20 protein-coding genes are annotated in these 23665 nt (G+C 68.9%); 10 read left to right on the top strand and 10 right to left on the bottom strand.

Annotated features, from left to right (window positions below):
• Positions 1-162 precede the first annotated feature (162 nt).
• The 5 genes from ilvD (at position 163) to HWX31_RS18065 (ending at position 6827) form a co-directional block, all read left to right on the top strand.
• Positions 163-2022: a dihydroxy-acid dehydratase gene (gene ilvD / locus HWX31_RS18085; protein WP_174959644.1), complete on the top strand. Its 1860-nt coding sequence runs from the start codon at positions 163-165 to the stop codon at positions 2020-2022.
• A 223-nt stretch (positions 2023-2245) separates the two neighbouring features.
• A complete protein-coding gene (locus HWX31_RS18080; protein WP_174959646.1) occupies positions 2246-3652 on the top strand; it encodes a 3-deoxy-D-arabino-heptulosonate 7-phosphate synthase in 1407 nt (468 codons plus the stop codon).
• 632 nt (positions 3653-4284) lie between these two features.
• The gene (locus HWX31_RS18075; RefSeq protein ID WP_174959884.1) at positions 4285-4938 is read left to right on the top strand and encodes a cysteine hydrolase family protein; all 654 of its coding nucleotides are present in this window, start codon (positions 4285-4287) and stop codon (positions 4936-4938) included.
• Positions 4926-5369 (top strand): MarR family winged helix-turn-helix transcriptional regulator, encoded by a 444-nt coding sequence (locus HWX31_RS18070; protein ID WP_174959648.1) that lies wholly within the window; start codon positions 4926-4928, stop codon positions 5367-5369. Before HWX31_RS18075 ends, HWX31_RS18070 begins: the two co-directional genes overlap by 13 nt.
• Positions 5370-5471: 102 nt before the next feature.
• Positions 5472-6827, top strand: coding sequence for a protein kinase (locus HWX31_RS18065; RefSeq protein WP_174959886.1), 1356 nt, complete (start codon positions 5472-5474; stop codon positions 6825-6827).
• A gap of 55 nt (positions 6828-6882) precedes the next feature.
• Here HWX31_RS18065 and HWX31_RS18060 read toward each other — a convergent pair whose 3' ends face one another.
• On the bottom strand, positions 6883-8391 hold the full coding sequence (locus HWX31_RS18060) for a trypsin-like peptidase domain-containing protein (RefSeq protein ID WP_174959650.1): 1509 nt from the start codon (positions 8389-8391) through the stop codon (positions 6883-6885).
• A gap of 251 nt (positions 8392-8642) precedes the next feature.
• Positions 8643-10115: a MocR-like pyridoxine biosynthesis transcription factor PdxR gene (gene pdxR / locus HWX31_RS18055; protein WP_174959652.1), complete on the bottom strand. Its 1473-nt coding sequence runs from the start codon at positions 10113-10115 to the stop codon at positions 8643-8645.
• Between the two features lie 117 nt (positions 10116-10232).
• Between pdxR and HWX31_RS18050 the strand changes: the two genes are divergently transcribed.
• From HWX31_RS18050 to HWX31_RS18040, 3 genes are all read left to right on the top strand, one after another.
• The gene (locus HWX31_RS18050; protein ID WP_174959654.1) at positions 10233-11429 is read left to right on the top strand and encodes a GNAT family N-acetyltransferase; all 1197 of its coding nucleotides are present in this window, start codon (positions 10233-10235) and stop codon (positions 11427-11429) included.
• Between the two features lie 168 nt (positions 11430-11597).
• Positions 11598-12254, top strand: coding sequence for a VC0807 family protein (locus HWX31_RS18045; protein WP_174959656.1), 657 nt, complete (start codon positions 11598-11600; stop codon positions 12252-12254).
• Between the two features lie 124 nt (positions 12255-12378).
• A complete protein-coding gene (locus HWX31_RS18040) occupies positions 12379-13245 on the top strand; it encodes a CPBP family intramembrane glutamic endopeptidase (RefSeq protein ID WP_174959658.1) in 867 nt (288 codons plus the stop codon).
• 36 nt (positions 13246-13281) lie between these two features.
• On the opposite strand, the gene HWX31_RS18035 is transcribed toward HWX31_RS18040, so the two are convergent.
• The 5 genes from HWX31_RS18035 to HWX31_RS18015 all read right to left on the bottom strand — a co-directional run bounded on the left by HWX31_RS18035 (position 13282) and on the right by HWX31_RS18015 (position 18324).
• The gene (locus HWX31_RS18035) at positions 13282-13953 is read right to left on the bottom strand and encodes a MarC family protein (protein ID WP_174959660.1); all 672 of its coding nucleotides are present in this window, start codon (positions 13951-13953) and stop codon (positions 13282-13284) included.
• Between the two features lie 124 nt (positions 13954-14077).
• The gene (locus tag HWX31_RS18030; RefSeq protein ID WP_174959662.1) at positions 14078-14878 is read right to left on the bottom strand and encodes an enoyl-CoA hydratase-related protein; all 801 of its coding nucleotides are present in this window, start codon (positions 14876-14878) and stop codon (positions 14078-14080) included.
• A 38-nt stretch (positions 14879-14916) separates the two neighbouring features.
• Positions 14917-16239, bottom strand: coding sequence for a phenylacetate--CoA ligase PaaK (gene paaK, locus HWX31_RS18025; protein ID WP_174959665.1), 1323 nt, complete (start codon positions 16237-16239; stop codon positions 14917-14919).
• A 56-nt stretch (positions 16240-16295) separates the two neighbouring features.
• The gene (locus tag HWX31_RS18020) at positions 16296-17852 is read right to left on the bottom strand and encodes a 3-hydroxyacyl-CoA dehydrogenase (RefSeq protein ID WP_174959667.1); all 1557 of its coding nucleotides are present in this window, start codon (positions 17850-17852) and stop codon (positions 16296-16298) included.
• Between the two features lie 160 nt (positions 17853-18012).
• Positions 18013-18324, bottom strand: coding sequence for a hypothetical protein (locus tag HWX31_RS18015; protein ID WP_155122961.1), 312 nt, complete (start codon positions 18322-18324; stop codon positions 18013-18015).
• A gap of 87 nt (positions 18325-18411) precedes the next feature.
• Between HWX31_RS18015 and HWX31_RS18010 the strand changes: the two genes are divergently transcribed.
• Positions 18412-19500 (top strand): calcium:cation antiporter, encoded by a 1089-nt coding sequence (locus tag HWX31_RS18010; RefSeq protein WP_059615054.1) that lies wholly within the window; start codon positions 18412-18414, stop codon positions 19498-19500.
• Between the two features lie 9 nt (positions 19501-19509).
• Entirely contained in the window at positions 19510-19989 is a 480-nt protein-coding gene (locus HWX31_RS18005) for a hypothetical protein (RefSeq protein WP_174959669.1), read from the top strand.
• A 19-nt stretch (positions 19990-20008) separates the two neighbouring features.
• Here HWX31_RS18005 and HWX31_RS18000 read toward each other — a convergent pair whose 3' ends face one another.
• The 3 genes from HWX31_RS18000 to HWX31_RS17990 all read right to left on the bottom strand — a co-directional run bounded on the left by HWX31_RS18000 (position 20009) and on the right by HWX31_RS17990 (position 23635).
• Positions 20009-21295: a hypothetical protein gene (locus HWX31_RS18000; protein WP_174959671.1), complete on the bottom strand. Its 1287-nt coding sequence runs from the start codon at positions 21293-21295 to the stop codon at positions 20009-20011.
• A complete protein-coding gene (locus HWX31_RS17995; protein ID WP_174959673.1) occupies positions 21276-21944 on the bottom strand; it encodes a hypothetical protein in 669 nt (222 codons plus the stop codon). The genes HWX31_RS18000 and HWX31_RS17995 overlap by 20 nt, the downstream gene beginning before the upstream one ends.
• A gap of 155 nt (positions 21945-22099) precedes the next feature.
• The gene (locus HWX31_RS17990; protein WP_174959675.1) at positions 22100-23635 is read right to left on the bottom strand and encodes a WG repeat-containing protein; all 1536 of its coding nucleotides are present in this window, start codon (positions 23633-23635) and stop codon (positions 22100-22102) included.
• Positions 23636-23665 lie beyond the last annotated feature (30 nt).

Raw genomic sequence — 23665 nt, 5'->3', positions numbered from 1 at the left:
AATCACCGGAATGCCCCGCGCCGCCCCCACTCGACCGGCTATGGGATAATCTCCCGGTTTGCCCACAGCGCAGCTCAAGAGGTTGTTCGCACGGGCGCGAGTGGCCCTTACCCGCAAGGCCCGCTTCCTTTCTGCGATCGATTTTTCTCTACAGCAACCACAATGCCCGCATACCGTTCCAAAACCTCCACCGCCGGCCGCAACATGGCGGGCGCGCGTTCCCTGTGGCGCGCCACCGGCATGAAAGACGACGATTTCTCGAAGCCGATCATCGCGGTGGTCAACTCGTTCACCCAGTTCGTGCCCGGGCACGTGCACCTGAAGGACCTCGGCCAGCTCGTCGCGCGCGAGATCGAGGCCGCGGGCGGCGTCGCCAAGGAATTCAACACCATCGCAGTCGACGACGGCATCGCGATGGGCCACGACGGCATGCTGTATTCGCTGCCCAGCCGCGACATCATCGCGGATTCGGTCGAATACATGGTCAACGCGCACTGCGCCGACGCGATGGTGTGCATCTCCAACTGCGACAAGATCACCCCCGGCATGCTGATGGCCGCGATGCGCCTCAACATCCCGGTGATCTTCGTGTCCGGCGGCCCGATGGAAGCCGGCAAGACGCGCCTCGCCAATCCCGTCACCAAGACCGTCGAGCTCAAGAAGCTCGACCTGGTCGACGCGATGGTGATCGCGGCCGACCAGGCCTATTCCGACGCCGACGTCGCCGAGGTCGAGCGCTCCGCCTGCCCCACCTGCGGCTCGTGCTCGGGCATGTTCACGGCCAACTCGATGAACTGCCTGACCGAGGCGCTCGGCCTGTCGCTGCCGGGCAACGGCACGGTCGTAGCCACGCACGCGGACCGCGAGCAGCTGTTCAAGCGCGCCGGCCGCCGCATCGTCGAGCTGACCCGCGAATACTACGAACAGGAAAACGAACGCATCCTGCCACGCTCGGTGGGCTTCAAGGCGTTCGAGAACGCGATGACGCTCGACATCGCGATGGGCGGCTCGACCAACACGATCCTGCACCTGCTGGCGATCGCGCGCGAAGCGGGCATCGAATTCACGATGACCGACATCGACCGCCTGTCGCGCGTCGTGCCGCAGCTGTGCAAGGTCGCGCCCAACACCAACAAGTACCACATCGAGGACGTGCACCGCGCGGGCGGCATCATGGCGATCCTCGGCGAGCTCGATCGCGCCGGCAAGCTGCACACCGACGTGCCCACGGTGCACGCCGCGTCGCTCAAGGACGCGCTGGATCAGTGGGACATCACCCGCACCCGGGACGAAGCCGTCAAGACCTTCTACCTGGCCGGCCCGGCCGGCATTCCGACGCAGGTCGCGTTCAGCCAGGACACGCGCTGGCCGAGCCTGGACCTGGACCGCGCCGAAGGCTGCATCCGCTCGTACGAGCACGCGTTCTCGAAGGAAGGCGGCCTCGCGGTGCTGACGGGCAACATCGCGCTCGACGGCTGCGTGGTGAAGACCGCCGGCGTCGACGAGAGCATTCTCGTGTTCGAGGGCACGGCCCACGTCACCGAGTCGCAGGACGAGGCGGTCGAGAACATCCTCAACGACAAGGTCAAGGCCGGCGACGTGGTGATCGTGCGCTACGAAGGCCCGAAGGGCGGCCCCGGCATGCAGGAAATGCTCTACCCGACCAGCTACATCAAGTCCAAGGGCCTCGGCAAAGCCTGCGCGCTGCTGACGGACGGCCGTTTCTCGGGCGGCACGTCGGGCCTGTCGATCGGCCACTGCTCGCCCGAAGCGGCGGCCGGCGGCGCGATCGGCCTCGTGCGCGACGGCGACCGGATCCGCATCGACATCCCGAACCGCACGATCGACGTGCTGCTGTCCGACGAGGAACTGGCGCGCCGTCGCGAGGAACAGAACGCCAGCGGGTGGAAGCCGGCCAAGCCGCGTCCGCGCAAGGTGTCCGCGGCGCTCAAGGCGTACGCGAAGCTGGTGATGTCGGCCGACAAGGGCGCGGTGCGCGATCTGTCGCTGCTGGACGATTAAGCTCGGGGCGGGCCTCGGGCCCGTCCGTCCGTTCGCCAAGCCGCTCTCCGGAGCGGCTTTTTAGTTTATGCGGCGGCAGGACGGGATGGGTGATTGACGCATCAGCATGCGGACAGGTTAGTCCGGGCCTGCATGATAACGTTGCACCTCGCACCGATCCAATGCACTCAGCGCAGCCTCGCATGGCTCGAGTGCGTGAAACGTTTTCACTCCAATACGTTCCATGTCGCCGACACCGTTTCCTGCATTGCTCGACGAAGTACTGCGCACCGTCGATCGCCGTTACCGGCTGCCGCCGCTCGTTCCCGCATCGTCGCTGTCCGACGCCACGGGTCCGGCCACCACACTTGCGATCGTGATCGAAGAGGCCCGCAAGACGCTGGTCGGCGGCCAGTCTCCCGGCGCGGAGCTGCGATGCCGCTTCATCGACGCACTCGCACGCATGATCCGCGACGCGATGAGCCCTCAATCCGGAGATCCCGCGTTTCAGGCCGTGGTGCTTCGGCACAATGCGGCGAGCGTGCGCGAATACGCATCGTTGTCCGCGCGCGCCGAACAGGACCGACGGACGCTGCGTTCAGCCGTCAACGCGATCGCCCATCCGGCCAAGCGCGAACGTCACGCGCACGCGTGGCGACGCGAGGCGCTCGCCCAGTTGCATGCTGCTGCGGACACCGCCTCGTGGGCCGAGCTTCACGCCACGTTGCAGCGCCTGCTCGTGCTGCCGGAGACGGCGACCGACGCCGCCTTCGAGTGCGACATCGCCAAATTGACGGACAACCCCGCGCTCGAACGCTTGCTGCGTCTCGACGCACTGGCATCGGATGAGCACGTATGTCAGTACCAGGCGCTCTGGAAACGCCACGGTCCGCACTCGGGCAGCTCGCTCGCCGCGGCGCAGGGCGTCAGTTCGCAACAACGGGGCGCGGCCGTCGAAGCATCGGCCGCGCATGCGCTCGAAGCACTGGCCGCGCGGCTCAATGCCGCGGATGAGCAGCGCATGTACCGCGTGGTCACCTCCATGCGTGTGCCGTCGTCGATACCCGGCCGGCACGACCGCGCGAAAACCGAATGGGATGCGGTCCTGCTCGAACGCGTGCGGGGCGATGAGCCCGCGCCTGCCTGGAACGTTCGCTTCCTCGTGGAAGCGAAGGCCTCCGCGGACGCCGCGACCACCGATTTGCCGAGGTTGCTGCGTGGCTTGAGTCTGCTCGCCCAAAGCGACAGGAACACGATTTATTCGTTCGAGACGCGCCAGGGCGCGGTGCGCCTGCACGGCGCGTCGCTCTGCGCGCTGACGACCGACGACGCGACCTTGCAACGAGAAGTGCTCTACTGCTGCGATGCGTCCGCGGACGCGACACCCCGTCTGTTGAGCGCTGCGAGCCGGATGCAGTTGCTCTCCGCGCAGGCCAGCATCGACTATGCGAGTGAGTTGGAACAACGGACGGATGCCGACCCGCGCGGCCTCGGCGCGATATGGGATGCGCTACTGGAGCAATCGCAATGGCGCGCCATGCTGCATCAGTACCCTATGCTGCGGCAGGTCCGCGAGTTGATGGTTCGGAACGACGATCTGCTGGCTGCGATCGACGGTGCGACGGGCAGCGGTACTGCAATCGGCGCGTGACGCGTGGTATCGCGCCGGCAGTCAACGCCTGTGCGACAAGCGAGTGGCCTCGTTCGAAGCACTTCTTGTTGGTTGCATGTACAACACGCTTTGCCCCTGGCCGCGTTCGGCCAGAAACCGACGTTAATGGGAAAATACGATGGAGTATCAATTTCACGTGGCTTCGGATGTCCTCCGTGATGGTTTGGGGGTCGAGTTGACGGACACAGATGGGAATGTGCTCGCCGAGGTGTTTAGATGTGACGCTGACAACTCGCTAACGGTTTCATTGTTTTCTGACGGGTTGCCGTTTCCACTGGTAGAAAAGTTAGTGCAACTCGCGCGGGAAGAGCTGGGTTCGTTTGAAGACGGAACACCGTTACCAAGTCGCATTTCACGTAACGGCGGATAGTCCAACCATCCTCTTCAGGTCTCAAACAACCGATTTGAGAGCCTTCGCGATCGAAGAGACAGAAACACGGATAGTCGAGTCCGACGCCGCCCGGTCGTTCGTCGCGACCACTTGGCAGCAGTAGCACCACTCGATCTCGTCCAGGAACACATCCCGCCTTCGCTTTCCGTCCGCCGATATGCCTTGCATTAATTCATCGGCATCCATATAGTTACCATGGCAATCATATTGAGAGAAACGTATCGTAGCGAATCCGGTTTCCATCGACAAACATCGGGCAGCACTCGTCTTTATCGAATTCCAGAACGAATGGCTCGGCGAGGATGGCGTCCTCTTTCAGCATCTGGTCCAGGACAAGGCGCCGTTCCGGAAAGCCGTCTCGAACGCGGAGCAAATCCTGACGACCGCGCGCGAGGAAGGCTGGACCATTGCCCATGCCGGGCTGGATCTTCGGCATGACCCGCACTATCGTCTGTTCGCCGGCGGCAGCAACGTACTCGGGCTGCGCTCGGCGATTCCTCGCGCCGGCACCTGGATCGGGCAAGGTGCCGAGTTTTCGCCGCCCTTCGTGCCCCGGCAAGATGAATTCGTCACGCAGGGCCGATCCGGCGCGAGCGTGCTGAAGCATTCGACGCTGGATCCGTTCCTGCGAAACAATCGCATCGACACCCTCGTGCTGATGGGTTTCGCGACGCATATCTGCGTGGAATCCACACTTCGTGAGGCTCATGACCTGGGCGTCGACTGCTGGATCGTGACAGATGCGTGTGCCGCGTTCACCGAAGCGCTGCACGATCATGTCGTGGAGCACGTGCTCCATCATTTCGGCGCCGGAATCGACACCGCGACGCTGACGCGCCATCTGAAAGGAGAAATTCCCGCGTGTTCTTCCTGAAGGAATTGCCCAGCCTGAAAGTACTGGAGACCTACCGCGAGCGGTTTCCAGCCATGAACGTGGACAAGGTCCACGCCGCACTGCATATGCTGCGCCGTGCGAGCCAGCTGATGCGGGAACTCGACAACTACTTCGCGGAGCACGAACTCTCGACCCTCCGATATCTGATTCTCGTCGTGCTCGATCGCGAAGACGGTCCGGATGGTTTGAAAGCAAGCGAACTGGCCGATCGCATCGACGTATCGCGCCCGCTCATGACGCGCACGATTCAGGGCATGGTGGACGACGGCATGCTTGCCTATCAGTCATGTGAAGAAGACGCTCGCGCGAAACTCGTCAGCCTGACCCGCTCTGGGCGAAACAAGTTGAACCGCGTATTGCCGGGATACTATCAACTGATCGATCGGTTCATGTCGAACAGCGAGGAATAGCCGGTAGGATTGCACGTTCCGCTGGGGAACCGAACTCGATCCAGCCAGACCCAACGCGGTTCCCCGTACAATCCCCGGCAAGCAAATTGCCCCTCGACCCGCGTGACGACCACCCTCGCCCAACTGCGCGCCGGCCAACTCGCCGGCGCCCGCCACCTCAAGCTCGCCTGCGGCCTGACCGAATTCCCCCGCGAGATATTCGATCTGGCCGACACGCTGGAAACCCTCGACCTGACCGGCAATGCGCTGTCGACGCTGCCGGACGACCTGCCGCGCCTGAGCAGACTGCGCATCCTGTTCGCGTCGGAAAACCGCTTCACCGAATTGCCCGAAGTACTCGGTGCGTGCCCGCAGTTGAGCATGATCGGCTTCAAGGCGAACCGCATCCGCACGGTCAGCGGCAAATCGCTTCCGCCGCTGCTTCGCTGGCTGATCCTGACCGACAACGAAGTCGACGCGCTGCCGCCGGAAATCGGCAACTGCGCCCATCTGCAGAAACTGATGCTCGCGGGCAACCGCCTGCGCACGCTGCCGGAATCGATGTCCGCGTGCTCGCGGCTCGAACTCGTGCGCTTGTCCGCGAATCAGTTGCGCGCGTTGCCCGATTGGCTGCTGCGCTTGCCGCGGCTGGCATGGCTCGCCTATGCCGGCAACCCGCTCGGCGCGGCGCTGGAAGCAGCGGCATCGGCCGATTCGACCCTCCCCGAGGTGCCGTGGGAAATGCTGGCGCTGGAGCAAAAGCTCGGCGAAGGCGCGTCCGGCGTCATCCATCGGGCACGCCACCTTCCCGATGCAGCCGACGCGTCGCGGCACGTCGCCGTCAAGCTGTTCAAGGGCGCGATGACGAGCGACGGGCTGCCGGACTGCGAGATGGCGGCCTGCATCCACGCCGGACAGCACCCGAACCTGATCCCGGTGATCGGCAAGGTTAAAGACCATCCGGCAGACGCGCACGGTCTCGTGATGGAACTGATCGACCCCGCATTCGTGAACCTCGCCGCGCCGCCCAGCCTCGCGTCCTGCACTCGCGACGTCTATGCGGACGACGCGCGATTCGATCCCGCATCGGCATTGCGTATCGCGCACGGCATCGCTTCGGCGGCGCATCATCTGCATGAGCGCGGCATCCTGCATGGCGATCTGTACGCGCACAACATCCTGCATCGCGGCGCGGGGCAAGCGCTATTGGGCGATTTCGGCGCGGCGTCCTTTTACGACGCCAACGACACGGCACTCGGCGCGGCGCTGCAGCGGCTCGAAGTCCGCGCATTCGGTTGCCTGCTCGACGAACTGATCGAGCGCTGCGACGCCGCCAGGCTGCCCGCCCGTCGCGAGCTCGAAGCGCTCGCGGCGGCCTGCCTGAATGACGACGTCGAGAGCCGGCCTTCGTTCGAGACGATCGCGTCCGGCCTGCAGGCTTGGGCGAACCTCGCGTCGACGGACCCGCGATCGTCCTGAAACGGTCCGGCTCGCGACGACGCATCCGCCGCCTCGCATCCCTTCGCAACAACCGCTACCGCATTCGCACCGATACGAACTTGCGCGCGTTGTTGCGCTGGATCAGCACCGCGATCACCTTGCCGCCCTTCGCTTCGAGCGCCACGACATCGTCCGGCGTTTCGAGCAGCGTGTCGTTGAGCTCCAGCACGACGTCGCCCGGCTGGATGCCGGCGGCGGCCGCCGGGCCGCGCACGCCGTCCACCATCATCCCGACCGCGAGCCCTGTCGACCGGCGCTCTTCGTCGGACAGCGGGTGCATCGTCAGGCCGAGACGATCGCCGCCGCCTTCGGCCGATCGCGCGCCGCCGCCCATGTCGGCGCCCGCTTCGGCCGCGCCGGCGGCCCCCGCCGAGCCGCCCGCGCCGGCCGTCACCGTCAGCGTGATCGCCTTGCGGTTGCGGATCAGCCTGAGCGGCGCCTTCGCACCCTGCGGCAGCGCGGCCGCATAGTCGCTCAGTTCGGCCGAGTGACCGATCGGCCGGTTGCCGATCTGCACGATCACGTCGCCGGGCTTCACGCCGACCGCGGCGGCCGGCGACCCGGGCTCGACCGCGTTGACAAGCGCGCCTGCCGGCCGCGGCAGGCCGAACGCGGCCGCGAGCCCCGCGCCGACGTCCTGCACGTCGACGCCGAGCGCATTCTCCGACGGATTGCGCTGCGCCTGCATCTGCGTCTGCAGTTGCGCGCGCACCTTGGCCGCCAGGCCGATCGGAATCGCGAAGGTCAGGCTCGAATAGCGGTCCGCACCCGTATAGACCTGCACCGCGATGCCGATCACCTCGCCGGCGCGATTGAACACCGGCCCGCCCGAGTTGTCGGGATTGACCGCGATGTCGGTCTGGAAGAACGGGAAGGCGCTGCCGTCCGGCAGCGTATGCGCGGTCGCGCTGACGATGCCGGCGGTGACCGTGTTCCCCGTGCCGTCGGGCGAGCCGACCGCGATCACCGTCTCGCCGACGCGCACCTTCGACGAATCGCCGAGCCGCACCATCGGCAGCTTGGTCGCGTCGATCCGCAGCACCGCGACGTCGCTCTGCGCGTCGACGGTCAGGACCGTCGCCTTGAACTCGCGATGGTCGGTCAGCCGCACCGTCACGTCGGTGGCCTGGTCGACGACGTGCGCGGAGGTCAGGATCATGCCGTCGGCGCTGACGATGAACCCGGAGCCGCTGCCGGACAGCGTGCGCGGCGCGGTCTCCGGCGTCGGCGGCGGCTGCGGCACGCCGCGCCGGAAGAAGGCGGCGAGCGGATCGTCGAGATCGAGCGCCGCGACGCCCGGCGCGGCAGGCGCAGACGCAGGCGCTTGCGGCTCCGCCGAAGCCGCACTGATGTACACGACGGCCGGGCCGTAGCGTTCGACGATCGCAGGAAGATCGGCGGGCGACGCGGCGGGCGGCGCCGCGCGTCGTTCCTTCGCGGGGCTCGCCGCGTCGGCCACGGGCTGCAGGCCCAGGCAGACGGCAAACACGCCCCCGATCAGCGCGGCGCGAAGCACGGCGCGGACAAGCGTCAGGCGAACCACGGTGCACCTCCCCCGGCCAATCGCCGCGCCGCGCGATGCGCGAAACGCGCAGGCGGCCGGCAAGCACCAGTACACGACTCCATTTATAGTCCACGCCGCGCACCAGAGCATACGAATCGACGACGGCTCGAACGGCCCCGCATCGGCCGCGAAACGGCGGCGGCATTCGTTCCGGTCAAACCGGCCGCTTCGTCAATCCGCACAACTCCGACGGTCCGCAAACACCGCCAGCGCCGCCGGCGGCGGCCGGATCAGCGCCCGCCGATCCGTTTCGCCAGCGCGGACAGCGTGCGCAACAGCGGCTCGAACGCATCCGCCGACGTGTTGCCGAAGCCGAGCACGAGCCCGTTGAGCGCCGTCTCCGCGCGCATCGAGAAACCCGACAGCGGATACGGCACGATGCCGTGCGCGCGCGCCGCATCGACGAGCGCGCGATCCGGGTAGCGCGTCGGCAGGCGCAGCGTCAGATGCAGGCCGCACGGCCCGCCCTCGACGTGATGCGGGATGCTCAGCGCGCTGTCGAGCGCGGCCAGCAGCGCGAGGCGGCGATCGCGGTACAGCCGGCGCATGCGCCCAAGGTGCCGCCCGTACTCGCCGCTCTCGATGAAGTCGGCCAGCGCGAGCTGCACATGGCGCGCCCCGCCGCGCAGCAGCTCCGGCAGCACGGCCCGCACCGCGGGCAGCAGCGCTTCCGGCAGCACCAGGAAGCCGATGCGCAGCGCCGGAAACATCGTCTTGCTGAACGAGCCGACATACAGGACCGGCGAATCCTGCGCGAGCCCCTGCATCGCGCCGATCGGCTCGCCGGTGTGGCGGAATTCGCTGTCGTAGTCGTCCTCGATGATCCACGCGCGATGCCGGCGCGCGGCGTCGAGCAACGCGAGCCGGCGCGAGATCGACAGCACCGCGCCGGTCGGAAACTGGTTCGACGGCGTCGTGTAGACGAGGCGCGGCGTCCGGTCGCGCCAGTCGTCGGCCTCCCCGCGCAAGCCTTCCGCGTCGACCGGCATCGGCGCCACGTCGAGGTCGCCCGCCGTCATCGCGGTGCGCGCGCCGCGGTAGCCGGGCTCCTCGACCCACACGGTGTCGCCGGGGTTGGTCAGCAGTTGCACGCACAGCGCGATCGCGGCTTGCGCGCCCTCGGTCATCACGATCTGCCCGGGATCGCAGCGCACGCCCCGCGTCACCGCCAGATGCCGCGAGATCGCTTCGCGCAGCGCGGGCTCGCCGAGCGGATCGCCGTAGCCGAGCTGCTCGCGCCCCGCGCGGCGCAGCGCGCGGTCGATCGCGTGGCGCCACGCATCGACCGGAAAATGCGACAGCGCGGGCACGCCCGGACGGAAGCCGTCGAATTCGCCGCCCCCGTCGATGCGGGTCGGGCGGATGCGGCCGAGCCGCTGCGCGACGGCCGGCGGCGCCGTGCGCCGGCGCGGCTCGGCCCGGCGCGCCAGGCCGACGACGCGCGTGCCGCGACGGTCCGATTGCAGGAAGCCTTCGGCGACGAGCTGCTCGTAGACGGCCGTCACCGTGTTGCGCGAGATGCCGAGCGTGTCGGCCAGCGCGCGTGTGCCGGGCAGCCGCGCGCCGGCCGGCATCGCGCCGTCGAGGATCGCGTCGCGCAAGCGGCGCAGCAGTTGCCGCTGCAACGAAGGCGCGCCCGGCGCACGCGACAGCGGCGCATCGAGCTGCGGGAGGACGTCGTCGGAAGGCAAGGCGAGAGTCATGAAAGGCGTGGCACCATAAATTGTGGAGTCGCTGGCGCTTTTCATGGTACCTCGCCAGCACTACGATCGTCTTCAGGCCGGTACGTCGCCGGCCGTGTCCACGAAGCGAGATCGACCTTGTCCACGACCAACGCCTACCAACAGCCAGTCGGGCAGCCGCTGCCCGACTGGTCCGCCCGCCCCCGCCCGCAGCCCGTCACGCTCCACGGGCGTCATTGCCGCATCGAGCCGCTCGACGCCGAGCGTCACGCGGCGGATCTGTACGCCGCGTACGCCTCTGCCCCCGACGGCCGCAACTGGACCTATCTGGCGCACGGGCCGTATGCGGACGAAGCCAGCTATCGCGCGTATGCGCACACCGCCGCCGCCAGCACCGACCCGATGCATTTCGCGGTGATCGACGTCGCGAGCGGCCGCGCGGTCGGCACGCTCGCGCTGATGCGGATCGATCCGGCCAACGGCGTGATCGAGGTCGGCTCGGTCACGTTCTCGCCGGCCCTGCAGCGCACGCCGATTTCGACCGAGGCGCAGTACCTGCTGATGCGGCACGTGTTCGACACGCTCGGCTACCGGCGCTACGAATGGAAATGCGACAGCCTGAACGCGCCGTCCCGCAAGGCGGCCGAGCGGCTCGGCTTCCGCTACGAAGGCACTTTCCGGCAGGCGCTCGTCTACAAGGGCCGCAATCGCGACACCGCGTGGTACTCGATCGTCGACGGCGAATGGCCCGCGCTCGCGGCGGCGTTCGACGCGTGGCTGTCGCCCGCCAACTTCGACGGGGAAGGCGCGCAGCGCGCGTCGCTCGCCGCGATCCGCCATGCGCAGGCGAACGCGCGCGACGCCGCCCGCCGCGCGGACAGCGCGACGCGCATCGCGGTCCGGCCGCTCGAAGCCGCCGACGAAGCCGCATGGCGGCCGCTGTGGTGCGCGTATCGGCGGTTCTACGACACCGCGTCGAGCAACGCCGTGCTCGCGATGACCTGGGCGCGCCTGATGGATCCCGCCGAACCGATGTTCGTGCTCGGCGCGTTCGACGACGCGGGCGCGCTGGTCGGCATCGTGCACGCGCTGTTCCACCGCTCGTGCTGGACGGAGGGGCCGTACTGCTATCTGCAGGACCTCTACACGGCCGCCGACGCGCGCGGGCGCGGCGCGGGCGGCGCGCTGATCGAGGCCGTGTATGCGCGGGCGCGCGACGCCGGCGCGAGCCGTGTGTACTGGCTCACGCACGAGACCAATACGACGGCGCGCGCGCTGTACGACCGGCTCGCGACCAACGCGGGCTTCATCCAGTACCGGAAGGACCTGGCGTAACGCGAGCGCGGCGGCCGCCCGGCGAAACGCGCACCCGGGCGGCAACGCGTCGCGCACCGGGAGGAACCTCCCTATCCGGTCCCGCCCCACCTGCAGACGGCGCGTGAATCTCGATATACTGGATTCCATCCGGTTCGGGCATCCGAACCCATCATCTGGAATCCCACCGTGAAAGCGCGCGCCGGCCTGGCCCTCGAACTCGTCGTCAACTTGTTGTTGCCTTGGGTCGCCTACCACTTCGCACATCCCCATTTCGGCGAAACCGGCGCGCTTTATGCGTCGGCCATCCCGCCCGTCGTCTGGTCGATCGTCGAATTCGTCCGCGCGCGCCGCGTCGACGCAGTCAGCGCCGTCGTGCTGTTCGGCATCGCGCTGTCGATCGTCGCGATGGCGCTCGGCGGCAGCCCGCGCGCGCTGCTGATGCGCGAATCGTTCGCGTCGGGGGCGATCGGCATCATCTTCCTGCTGTCGCTCGCGCGCGAGCGGCCGCTGATCTTCTATCTCACGCGCGCCACCGTAGCCCGCCAGATGGCGGGCGGCGCCGCGCGCTTCGAGGCGGTCTGGGACGAGCAGCCGGTGCTGCGGCAAACGCTGCGCCTGATGACCTTCGCGTGGGGCGCCGGGCTCAGCATCGAGATGCTGCTGCGCTGCTGGATGGTCGTGAACTGGCCGGTCGAGCGCGTGCTGGTCGTGTCGCCGATCGCCGGCTATTCGATCTTCGGCGGCCTGCTGATGTGGACCTTCTGGTACCGGCGGCGCATGCGCACGCGCAGCAGCGTCGACATCCCGACCCGCGAAGGCTTCACCGAACCCGCCGGCCGCTGACGGCCGGCCGGCGCACCTGCTGCGGGTGCACTTGGGCGGACGCGCTTTTGTAGACGCGCTTTTGTAGACGCAATACGCACTCCTGTATGATGCGCGGCATTTCATCGGAGGAATGCCGCCGCTCATGTCCGTATCGACCGTCCCGTTCATCGCAACCTGGATCGCCATCTTCGCCGCCGCGGCGCTCGCGTGGTGCCGCCCGCTGCGCGTCCCCAGCCTGATCCTCGGCGTCGCCGGCTACGCCGGTGCGTTCGCGCTCGGCCAGCTCGCGCCGCTCGCGCTGGCGCCGCTGGCGTTGCTCGCGCTCGCCGCGTGGGGCGTCGCGCCCGCGCGTCCGGCCGCGGTGCGCTTCGCCGCACATGCCGTCTTCGTCGCGCTCGCGATCGCGCTGAGCCTGCACCTGGTGCCCGGCTTCCACAATCCGCGCGTGATCGACCCGACCCGCTTCACACCGGACGCGGTGCCGTTCACGATGTACCTGAATCTCGACAAGCCGCTCGCCGGCCTGTGGCTGCTGTGGGTGCTGCCGTGGGTCCATCCGGCCGTGCCGCCGGCCCGCGCGCTGCGCGTGGGCGTCGTCGCCGCGCTCGCGACGGCCGCCGCGTGCCTCGCCGGCGCGACCGCGTTCGGCATGGTCGGCTGGGCGCCCAAATGGCCGGCGGCCGGCTGGCTCTGGCTCGCGAACAACGTGCTGCTCGTGACGCTCGCCGAGGAAGCGCTGTTCCGCGGCTACCTGCAAGGCGGCCTGACCCGCGCGCTCGGCGCGTTCTCGTGGGGACCGTGGGCCGCGCTGGCCGCGGGCGCCGCGCTGTTCGGCGCGGCCCACGCGGCGGCCGGCTGGCAATGGATCGTGCTCGGCACGGTGGCCGGCGTCGGCTACGGCATCGCATACCGCCGGGGCGGCCTGTTCGCCGCCGCGCTCGCGCACGCGGGGCTGAACGTCGTCCACTTCGGGCTGTTCACGTATCCGATGCTGGCCGCCGCGCGTTAAGCGCCTCGCGCGCTTGATTGCCTACGCCAAGGATGCTTACTTGACCTGGTCGGCGATCGGCCGCAGAAACTCGGAGAAGCCGGTCAGCATGATCTGCACGCCGATGCACAGCAGCAGGAACGCCGACACGCGCATCGCGACCTTGGTGCCTTCGGTGCCGAGGTAGCGCGCGAGGAACGCGGCGCGGCTGTAGGTCTGCCAGATCACCAGCGCGACGAGCGCGGACACCGCGATCGACACGAGGCTCGACAGCGCGAACTCCGACAGCTTGTGGGTCCGGTTCGCGTTGAGCGCGATCGCAGTGGCGATCGAGCCGGGGCCGGTGGTCAGCGGCACGGTGAGCGGGAAGAACGCGCGCTTCATCACGGTGGACACGTCGATCGGCCTGACCGGCGTGTCGCCGCCGCCCGGCACGTCCGGCTCGTTGAGCATCCGCCAGCCCGCCACCGCGACCGCGAAGCCGCCGCCGATGCGCAGCGCTTCCATCGAGATCCCGAAGAAATGCAGCACCGGCGTGCCGGCGAAGAACGCGACGAGCAGCACGACGAACGAATTGAACGCGACCTTCTTCGCGAGCATGTCGCGCTCCTGCTCGGTCAGCGACTCGGTGCGTTCGAGAAACAGGAAGGCGATGCCGATCGGATTGATGATGCCCATCAGGCCGGTGAAGCCGAACAGGATCTCGGAGATAAGACGGTTGACGATCATCGGACGGGGGAATCGGTCAGGTCGGATTCGGCGGCGCGCCGCGGGTCACGCATTGTAGAGCAACCGTCCCCGATTGCGGCGCGGCGGATGAGCGTCGGCAGCCCGCCGCGCCGGGCGTCCAAGCTTACGCGCCGCCCGCCTCCCAGGCCGGCGCCCGCTTCGCGAAGAACGCGGCGAAACCTTCCTTCGCCTCGTCCGTCGCGCGCACGCGCGAGATCGTCTGCGCGGTGAACGCCGCGCGTTCGTCGGACGGCGGATACTCGCCGATCGCATCGAAGAAGCGCTTGATCTCCATCAGCGCGTGCGGGCCGTTGCGGCTCAGCTCGGCGAGGGTCTTGCCAAGCGCATCGTCGAGCGCGTCGGCCGGCACGGCCTGATGGATCAGGCCGATCGCGACCGCCTCGCCCGCGCTCAACTGCGTCGCGGTCAGCGCGAGCCGGCGCGCCTGGCGCTGGCCGACCGCCTCGACGAGATACGGGCCGATCACGGCCGGCAGGATGCCGAAGCGCGCCTCGCTGACCGCGAAGCGCGCATGGTCGCTCGCGATCACGATGTCGCACGCGGCGCACAGGCCGACGCCGCCGCCGAACGCGTGCCCCTGCACGCGCGCGACGGTCGGCTTCGGGCACTGCCGGATCGCGCGCATCATCGCCGCGAAGCGCTCCGCGTCGCGCAGGTTCGCCGCCGCGTCGTTCGCGCTCGCGCGCTGCATCCACTGCAGGTCGGCGCCCGCGCAGAACGCGCGGCCGTCCGAGCGCAGCACGATCGCGCGCACGTCGTCGCGCGCGCCGAGCGCGGTGAATGCATCGGTCAGCTCGGCGATCATCGTCTCGTCGAACGCGTTGAGCACGTCGCCGCGCGCGAGCGCGACGGTCGCGATGCCGCGCGCATCGACGCTGACGGCCAGGGTCTTCATTCCATCCATCGAACAGGTTTCCTCGGGTAATCGGTCAGGCAGTGGGGTCAGGCGGCATGCCGCCGGTCGATCACGCGCTTGGCCTTGCCGGTCGCGGTCGCCGGAATGCCGCCCGCCGGCAGTACCGTGACGCCCGCGGACACGCCGACCATCGTCTTGATCCGGTGCTGCAGCTCGCGCGCGATCGCGGCGCGCTCGCCGTCCGGCACGCCGGCGCCCGCCTCCGAACGCAGCTCGACCGCGAGATCGAGCCGGTCCATGTGGCCGTCGCGCGAGATCGTCAGCTGATACTGGCCGGACAGCTTCGGCTGCGCGACCACCAGTTCCTCGATCTGGCTCGGGAACACGTTCACGCCGCGGATGATCATCATGTCGTCCGAACGGCCGGTGATCTTCGCGAGGCGGCGCATCGTGCGCGCGGTCGGCGGCAGCAGCGCGGTCAGGTCGCGGGTGCGGTAGCGGATCACCGGCATCGCTTCCTTCGTCAGCGACGTGAACACGAGCTCGCCCTCGCTGCCGTCCGGCAGCACCTCGCCCGTCACCGGGTCGATAATCTCGGGATAGAAATGGTCTTCCCAGACCACCGGGCCGTCCTTGGTCTCGATGCATTCGCACGCGACGCCCGGCCCCATCACTTCGGACAGCCCGTAGATGTCGAGCGCGTCGATGCCGGCGCGCGCCTGCACTTCCTCGCGCAGCGCCTGCGTCCACGGCTCCGCGCCGAAGATGCCGATCTTCAGCGACGACTCGGCCGGGTCCATCCCCTGCCGCACCATCTCGTCGATCAGGTTCAGCATGTACGACGGCGTGACGAGGATGATCCTCGGCTCGAAATCGCGGATCAACTGCACCTGCTTCTCGGTCTGCCCGCCCGACATCGGCACGACCATGCAGCCGAGCCGCTCCGCGCCGTAATGGATGCCGAGGCCGCCCGTGAACAGCCCGTAGCCGAACGCGTTGTGCAGCGTGTCGCCGGGGCGGCCGCCTGCCGCGCGGATCGAGCGCGCGATCACGTTCGCCCAGGTGTCGATGTCGCGCGCCGTGTAGCCGACCACGGTCGGCTTGCCGGTCGTGCCGCTCGACGCGTGCACGCGCACCACCTGCTGGCGCGGCACCGCGAACAGCCCGAACGGGTAGTTGTCGCGGAAGTCGGTTTTCGTCGTGAACGGGAATTTCGCGAGATCGGCGAGCGTCGCCAGGTCGTCCGGATGCACGCCCGCCGCGTCGAACGAGCGGCGGTAGTGCGGGACGTTGTCGTACGCGTGGCGCAGCGACCACTTGAGCCGCTGCAGCTGCAGCGCCTGGAGTTCGTCACGGCTCGCGGTCTCGATCGGGTCGAGCGCGGCCATCGGGTGCGTCGGGGCAGTCATCGGGGAGCTCCTCCAGTGGAGTGATGTCGTTATCGTGATCGGGGGGAAAGCGGCGGTCAGGACCGGAACGCGCGACCGGCCGCGCGCAGTGCGGCGAGGCGCGGCGACACGCGGTAGCGGTCCTCGCCGTAGCTCGCGGCCAGATGCGACAGCACGCGATGCACGCGTGCGATGCCGATCGCGTCGGCCCACGCGAGCGGGCCGCATGGATAGTTGACGCCCTTTTCCATCGCGAGATCGAGATCGGCGGGCGAGCACACGCCCTGGTTCACCGTGTCGGCCGCTTCGTTCGCGAGCATCGCGACGGTGCGCATCACGATCATGCCCGGCACGTCGGCCAGGCCGACCACGCGAAAGCCCGCCTGCTGGAACAGGCCGACCGCATCCGCATAGGCCGCGTCGCTGCACTGGAGCGCACGGGTCAGCGCGACGAGCCCGGCCTGCGCGTAGTCGCGTGCGAGGTCGACGAGCACGAGGTCGGCCACGCCCGTCTGCGCGGCGCGCTCGGTCGCGGTGCGGCCGTCGGTCAGCGCGATCGACGCACGGCCGGCCGTCGCGAGCAGGTCGTCGGAATGGGCGTGCGCGTGCCGCGCGCCGGCCACGCGCTCGGCGATGCGCGCGCGCAGCGCATCGGCCGGGCCGTCCTGCGCGAACAGCGTGACGGCCGCGGGCGCGTCGCACGGCGGCTCGACGTCCGGCGCCGGCGGCGTCGCGCCGTCCGCATACGAATAGAAGCCGCGGCCGGACTTGCGGCCGAGGAAGCCCGCGTTGACGAGTTCCTGCTGGATCAGCGACGGCGTGAAGCGCGGATCGTTGAAGTACGCGCGGAACACCGATTCGGTCACCGCGAAGTTCACGTCGTGGCCGATCAGGTCCATCAGCTCGAACGGCCCCATCCGGAATCCGCCCGCTTCGCGCATCACCGCGTCGATCGACGCGGGCGCGCCGCCCTGCTCGTTCAGCACGCGCAGCGCCTCCGCGTAGTACGGCCGCGCGACGCGGTTGACGATGAAGCCCGGCGTCGACTTCGCCAGCACCGGCCGCTTGCCCCACGCGGCGGCGGTGTCGTATAGCACCTGCGCGACCTCGGGCGCGGTCGCGAGCCCGCTGACCACCTCGACGAGCGCCATCAGCGGCGCGGGATTGAAGAAATGCAGGCCGGCGACGCGCTGCGGCGCGCGCAGGCCGGCCGCGATCGCCGTGATCGAGATCGACGACGTGTTGGTCGCGAGCAGGCACGCGTCGTCGACATGGCGCTCGAGCGTCGCGAAGATCTCGCGCTTCACGTCGAGCCGCTCGGCCGCCGCCTCGACGACGAGCGCGGCGGGCGCGAAGTCGGCCAGCGCGCGCACCGCGCTCACGCGGTTCGCCGCGGCTTGCGCCTGCGCCGGGTCGAGCCGGCCCTTCTCCGCGAGACGCGCGAACTGCGCGCGAATCCCGGCGAGCGCCTTGTCGCAGGCCGCTTCGTTCAGGTCGTACAGCCGTACCGGATGGCCGGCCGCCGCTGCGACCTGCGCGATGCCCGCGCCCATCGCGCCCGCGCCGATCACGCCGACGACCGCCGCCGGCGCCAGCGCGCCCGGGCTCACCGAATGTGCAGAGAAAACAGCCATCGCTTGCGATCCGTCAAGAAGTGGGAATGCCGGCGATTATAAACCGACCGGTCGGTAGATTTATGTCAGGGCGAGCCCGGATTCGTCACGTAAAAGACCGTTACCGAATCCGCAAAGACAAAAAATGAAAATTGCCCGGCACTTTTTTTGCACCGAAAGGTCAACGTAAGGGTTCGATTTTCGGATAGCGGTGCGCATCCGCCTGATAAAATCCCGCAACCCGCAGGATTTCAGGGAGAAATCGCGTGCCACGCCGCCATTGCCGCGCATCGCCGGCCACCCTTTCGGGGCCGGACCAGAGCCGCCGGCCTTGCCGGGCGGCGATCCGGCCCTGCTTCCAGCGGCCCGCCGCATCGAACCGGTTCGATGCGACCGGCGCCGGCGCGACGGGCTCCGGCCCCCTCGCTACCTGCCGCGTCGCAACGGCGAACCCGGGCCGGCGCGTGTCCGCGCCGCCGTCTTTCAGTTCCATCGCTCTCGTTCGGCGGTTGTCCGGCCGGGCTTCGTCCAACCCGTGACGGCGCGTCGTGCGCCGCCACTCGAATAAGGAAAACCCTCCATGCCGATGTCGTCCAACCCGCTCCCGCGCTGGACCCTCTGGGCCCCGCTTGCCGCCTGGCTGGTACTCGCGCTGTCGCGCGTCGTGCCGGCCGATGGTCTCGTCATCGCACTGTTCGCGGCCGCGCTCGCCGGCTCCGTGTTCGCTGCGGTCCACCATGCCGAAGTCGTCGCGCACCGCGTCGGCGAACCGTTCGGCACGCTCGTGCTCGCCGTCGCCGTGACCGTCATCGAAGTCGCGCTGATCGTATCGGTGATGCTCGGCGCGGGCCCCGAGAAATCCGGCCTCGCGCGCGACACCGTGTTCGCCGCGGTGATGATCATCTGCAACGGCATCGTCGGCCTGTGCCTGCTCGTCGGCGCCTGGCGGCACGGCGAGCAGGACTTCCAGGGGCGCGGCGCGAGCAAGGCGCTCGCGGTGCTCGCGTCGCTGTCGGTGCTGTCGCTCGTGATGCCGAACTACCTGAGCGCCGCGCCGGGCCCGCTGTTTTCACGGTCGCAGCTCGCGTTCGCGGGCGTGTCGTCGCTGGTGCTGTACGGCGTGTTCGTGTTCGTGCAGACCGTGCGCCACCGCGACTACTTCCTCGCCGACCACGACAGCGCGAACGAATCCGTCCACGCGGCGCCACCGAGCAGCCGCACCGCGCTGGTCAGCCTGCTGATGCTGTTCGTCAGCCTCGTCGCGGTCGTGCTGCTCGCCAAGCTGCTGTCGCCGGCCGTCGAGCACGCGGTGCTGCGGCTCGGCCTGCCGGAAGCCGCGGTCGGCATCGTGATCGCCGCGCTCGTGCTGCTGCCCGAAGGGCTCGCGGCCGTCACCGCGGCGCGCGCGAATCGCCTGCAGACCAGCATGAACCTCGCGCTCGGCTCGGCGCTCGCGAGCATCGGGCTCACGATTCCGACGGTCGCCGCGGTGTTCATCTGGGTCGGCCAGCCGCTCACGCTCGGCATCGGCGCGATGGAAACCGTGCTGCTGTCGCTGACGCTGCTCGTCAGCACGCTGACGCTCAGCGCCGGACGCACGACCGTGCTGCACGGCGTCGTGCACCTGTCGCTGTTCGCGGCCTATCTGTTCCTGTCGGTCACGCACTGATCAAGCGTGATGCGAAACCTTCCCGTCCGGCTGATCGGCATCCTGCTGGCGCTGCACCTGCCGGTGGCGCACGCGCAGCCGGTCAGCGCGCCGGACGATGTCATCGGACGCTGGCATTTCGACAATCCGTTGCTGTATTACGGCGACATGGACACCGACGGCAACCCGCTCTACGTGATCTGCGAAGCCGGGCGGCTTCGGGCCTCGGTGCTGGTAGACGGCACCGATCGGCATGACGGCCAGCGCGTGCGCGCGACATTCGCGTCGAACAGCGCACGCGTTTCAAGCCGCGGCACTTTCGCCCTGTCCGATCTCGACATGTACGCCGTCACGGAAATCACGGACCGCGCGCGGTTCTATCGCCTGTTCGACGACGACCGGGAACTCCGGATCGACGTCGAAGGCTATGTCGTTCGCCTGCTGTTGCGCGGCGCGCGCGATCAGGTCGCTGGACTGAAAGCCGCCTGCCCGGTCAGGCGAGGACGCTGAAGGCCGCGTCCCGCCCACGTCACGGGTTGCGCGCGGCGGCGCCCGCTTTCCCGCATGCATCCGGCGTCCGGTCGGACGCCCCCGCGCACTGCCGCCACACCGCGTCCGGCATCGCCGCGACCACGACGAGATCCTGTCCCGGCGCGTAGTTCCAGATCACACGCCCCGGCCGGTCGCGCGCGGCTTCCCAGATCCTGCGCTTCTGCGCCGCGCTCAGGCGGATCGCGCCGTTCCGGCCGCTCTTGCCGGCCGCGAGCAGCTGCAGCTCGTCGTCCCGGAACGCAATGATGCCGCCGGCCGACTCGTCGCCCGGCAACAGCAGGAAACGCCAGTCGTAATTCCCGTAGTCGACGGGCGGAATCGTCCAGTTCGGGCCTTCGAGCACCAGCGTGCGCTGCTCGCGATCGGACAGGTCGTACGCGTCGCGGATCTCCGGCAACCGATGCGGCAGCGCCTTCTGCCCGGACGACGCGAGGTAAAGCGCGCCCGGCTTGCCCTGCGCATCGAAAGTTTGCACCCGCACGGCACGGTCTTCGCGCCGGATCACGCGCAGCAGACGGCCGTCGGCGTCATGCACGTAGACGAGCCCGGCCTGATCGCCGGCGCGGCCGTCGCACACGTCGGCGCCCGACGCCGCGAGCCAGCCGTGCGCGTCGTAGCGCAGGCACACGCGGCCGGTCTGCGCCGGCGGCGTGCGTTCGCCGGCGTCGCGGTCGCGGCCGAAGGTGTCGAAGCCGGCCAGCCGCCCGGCGCCGTCGTAATGCAGCACGAGCTTGCGTTCGAGCCGGTAATCGCCCGGCTCCGCCGCGCGCGCGTCGGCGGCGCGATTGCCGGCCCCGCCACGCCGCCGCTCGTACGCGTAGCGATCGCTTTCCTCGCGGGTCAGCAGCGCTTCGCGCTTGTCCTCGAACGCGTTGGTGAACCCGTTTTGCTCGACGCGGCACAGATGGCGCGTGCCGTCCGCCGCCTGGTCGAAAAACAGCGTGGTCGGGCCGACGCGCTTGCCCGGCAGGCGGTAGACGGACCAGTCGACCTGCTCCGCCCACAGCGTCGGGCGCGCGCGCCCGTCGAGCGTGACGCGCAGCGGATCGTCGAGGTCCGACGACTTGACGCGCGAACCATTCAGCCCGAGCAGCACGCCGGCGTCGTCCAGCGGAAAATCCACCGCTACCGGCGTCATCGCGGCCAGCGCGGCGTCGGACGGATCGCACACCGCGTGGGCGAACGGCGCGGCCGCGAGGCCGGCTGCGAGCGCGAACGCATGGACGCGCAGGCGCCGGCGAACGTTATTGGAATTGTGTGCCATGAAGCGTCGCGATCAGGTTCCAGAATTCGGCGCTGACGCCGCCGAGCCGCAGCGCGCCGTGCCGGTCGTCCATCAGCAGGAACGGATAGGCGTTCCGTTCGAGCGTCCCCGGCGGCGGCAGATGGTATGGCCTGAATCGCTTCGGATCGCTGAAGTAGCGCTCCGCGGTCTCGCCGCCGGTGCCGATGTGCATGTACCACACGGTCAGGTCGCGCGCCGCGATCTTCGAATCGGTCTCCGGATAGATTCCGCCTTCGCCCGCCGGCACCGATTCGCGCAACACGTCGAAGAAGATGCGGCCGGTGCCCGCGACCGCGAAGCCCGCGCCCGCGCTGATGCCCGCATGCTCGGCAACGGTTTTCAGCAGCGGCACCGCGCGCGACTTCGGCACGACCGATTTCGCGAAGATCCGCTCGAACTCGTCGTCGGTAATCGGCTCGTCGGACGCTTGGCGTTGCTGCAGCGTCGCGAAATCAGCCTCGAATTGCGCGAGCCACGCGCGGTAGCGCTGCGCTTCGGCGGCGCGGTCGAAGGCGTCGGCGAAGGCCGGTTGCGCGGCCAGCAGGACGGCGATCCAGGCAAGCGCAGCGACGGCCAGCACGCGCAAGCCCTGCCGCAGTGCCCGCAGATGGCGCGGACGTTCTCTCATGATGTTGTCTTTCTTCGAGTGATGGCTGCGCCGGTTCGTCACGGCGCACGCAGCGACACGTTCCGGGCCACCGGCCGATGTCCCGTTATCGCAAAAAGGGGCAGTGTACTGAATCCCGGCGCGCGTGACATCTCCTCTACGCGGGTTCGCGACACTCAACGGCCGCAGTCAGACGCCGTGCGCGCCAATGCGCGTCTCTGCGCGTCGTCGAACAGGCTCGCGTCCTCATACCCGGCCAGCTCGCTCGCGATGTCAGGCGGCAGCGGCACCTCGCCGCCGTCGTCGCGCACCGCCCACGCGCCGCCGTCGCGAAAGCCGATCGCCAGCCATCCGTCCCGCACGCCCGTCCGGCTCAGGCTCTCGTAACGCGCAGCGCATTGCTCCACGCCGTCGACATCGACGATGCCCCAGTACCCGCCGCGCCGAACGCGCAGCAGCACCCCGATCGAGAACGTCGCGATCTCGTCGGCCGCCCCGGGCGCGATCAGCGCGTGGCCGTTCTCGTCGACGAGCGCACTGCGCGCCGCGCCGTCTTCGCCGGCTTGCGGCAGCAGGTAGCGAAACGTCTTGCCGCCGTTTTCGTCGCTCGCCTCGACGACCTCGACCTGCTCCTGCGGCGCACTCCCCAGCCGCACCAGGCGACGGGTATAGACGTCCGGCACGGTCCTGCCGGCGGGCGTCGCGAAGATCACGCCGGTCGAATGGTCGATCGCGTCGAATCCGGCCGGCAGCCGCCATTGCCCGCGGGGGTCGACGACACCCCACAGCGCCTGCTCGCGCGCCGCCCAGCAGCATTCGCCGAAATGGAGCAAGACCGTCAACTCCGCGTAACGGCACGGCACGACCTCCACGCCGTGACGATCGACGACGCCGAACTTGCCGTCCCGCTTGACCCGCGCGAACTCGCCATGCCAGAACGCCCACACCTGCTCGTACTGCAACGGCGTGATCTCCCGCCCCGTCGTGTCGACGTGGCCGTACCGGTCGCCCTGCCTGACGATCGCGACGTCCGTCCAGGCATCGAACTCGCCGATCTCGTCATAGCGCGCCGGCGCGAGCACCTCGCCGGTCACCGCCATCACGCCGTGCCGCCCGTCCTGCTCGAACACCAGCGCTTCGTCGTAGATGATCGACGTCAGCGGCTCCCAGCCGTAGTCGTAGTGCGGCTGATTGATCAGTTCGCGAAAGCTCGTCACGTCCTCGCATGTCAGCCCTTCGCAAGCGTCGAGCAGCGCGGGATCGTCCGCGTCGATCGCGGCGCGAATCCGCGCGTTGTCGCGCTCGATGCGCGCCAGCAGCGCCTGCGCCTGGTCCGCGTGCGTCTCTTCGGACAGGTTGAACACGTCCCATGCGTCGAGATGGAAGTAGCGATGCACGGCACGGTTGCCGAGGAACGCGAGACTCTTCCGCTTCGCTTCGCGGAACGCGTCGGGATCGTCGATCAAGCGCTCGGCGTGGCGCTCCAGGAACGCATAGAGCCGCGCCATCAGCGCCTTGCCGCCCGCCGCGTCGGCATAAAGGCCGTCGGCCTCGCCGGTGTCGTTGCAGCGGTTGCGCGCCAGGAACGGCGACGACGACAGCAACGGGCTCAGCACGGTCGGAAAGTCGTAGTTCCATTCGACCATGCCCAGGCACGGCGCGCTGGTCCGGCCGACGTCGTCGAGGTTGTACAGATACAGGCGATGCGCCATCGGATGTCCTCCTGAAAAACGGCATGACTG

Source organism: Burkholderia ubonensis (genome assembly GCF_902833085.1).
Classification (GTDB): Bacteria; Pseudomonadota; Gammaproteobacteria; order Burkholderiales; family Burkholderiaceae; genus Burkholderia; species Burkholderia ubonensis.
The sequence above is the reverse complement of the archived record's forward strand: the minus strand, read 5'-3'. Positions and strand labels throughout refer to the sequence as shown.

Excerpts from the sequence above, each read along its gene's own strand:
- ilvD (WP_174959644.1), top strand. The coding sequence starts at position 163 with ATGCCCGCATACCGTTCCAAAACCTCCACCGCCGGCCGCAACATGGCG.
- HWX31_RS18080 (WP_174959646.1), top strand. The coding sequence starts at position 2,246 with ATGTCGCCGACACCGTTTCCTGCATTGCTCGACGAAGTACTGCGCACC.
- pdxR (WP_174959652.1), bottom strand. The coding sequence starts at position 10,115 with ATGACTCTCGCCTTGCCTTCCGACGACGTCCTCCCGCAGCTCGATGCG.
- HWX31_RS18040 (WP_174959658.1), top strand. The coding sequence starts at position 12,379 with ATGTCCGTATCGACCGTCCCGTTCATCGCAACCTGGATCGCCATCTTC.
- HWX31_RS18035 (WP_174959660.1), bottom strand. The coding sequence starts at position 13,953 with ATGATCGTCAACCGTCTTATCTCCGAGATCCTGTTCGGCTTCACCGGC.
- HWX31_RS18030 (WP_174959662.1), bottom strand. The coding sequence starts at position 14,878 with ATGGATGGAATGAAGACCCTGGCCGTCAGCGTCGATGCGCGCGGCATC.
- paaK (WP_174959665.1), bottom strand. The coding sequence starts at position 16,239 with ATGACTGCCCCGACGCACCCGATGGCCGCGCTCGACCCGATCGAGACC.
- HWX31_RS18020 (WP_174959667.1), bottom strand. The coding sequence starts at position 17,852 with ATGGCTGTTTTCTCTGCACATTCGGTGAGCCCGGGCGCGCTGGCGCCG.
- HWX31_RS18015 (WP_155122961.1), bottom strand. The coding sequence starts at position 18,324 with ATGGAACTGAAAGACGGCGGCGCGGACACGCGCCGGCCCGGGTTCGCC.
- HWX31_RS18010 (WP_059615054.1), top strand. The coding sequence starts at position 18,412 with ATGCCGATGTCGTCCAACCCGCTCCCGCGCTGGACCCTCTGGGCCCCG.
- HWX31_RS18005 (WP_174959669.1), top strand. The coding sequence starts at position 19,510 with ATGCGAAACCTTCCCGTCCGGCTGATCGGCATCCTGCTGGCGCTGCAC.
- HWX31_RS18000 (WP_174959671.1), bottom strand. The coding sequence starts at position 21,295 with ATGGCACACAATTCCAATAACGTTCGCCGGCGCCTGCGCGTCCATGCG.
- HWX31_RS17995 (WP_174959673.1), bottom strand. The coding sequence starts at position 21,944 with ATGAGAGAACGTCCGCGCCATCTGCGGGCACTGCGGCAGGGCTTGCGC.
- HWX31_RS17990 (WP_174959675.1), bottom strand. The coding sequence starts at position 23,635 with ATGGCGCATCGCCTGTATCTGTACAACCTCGACGACGTCGGCCGGACC.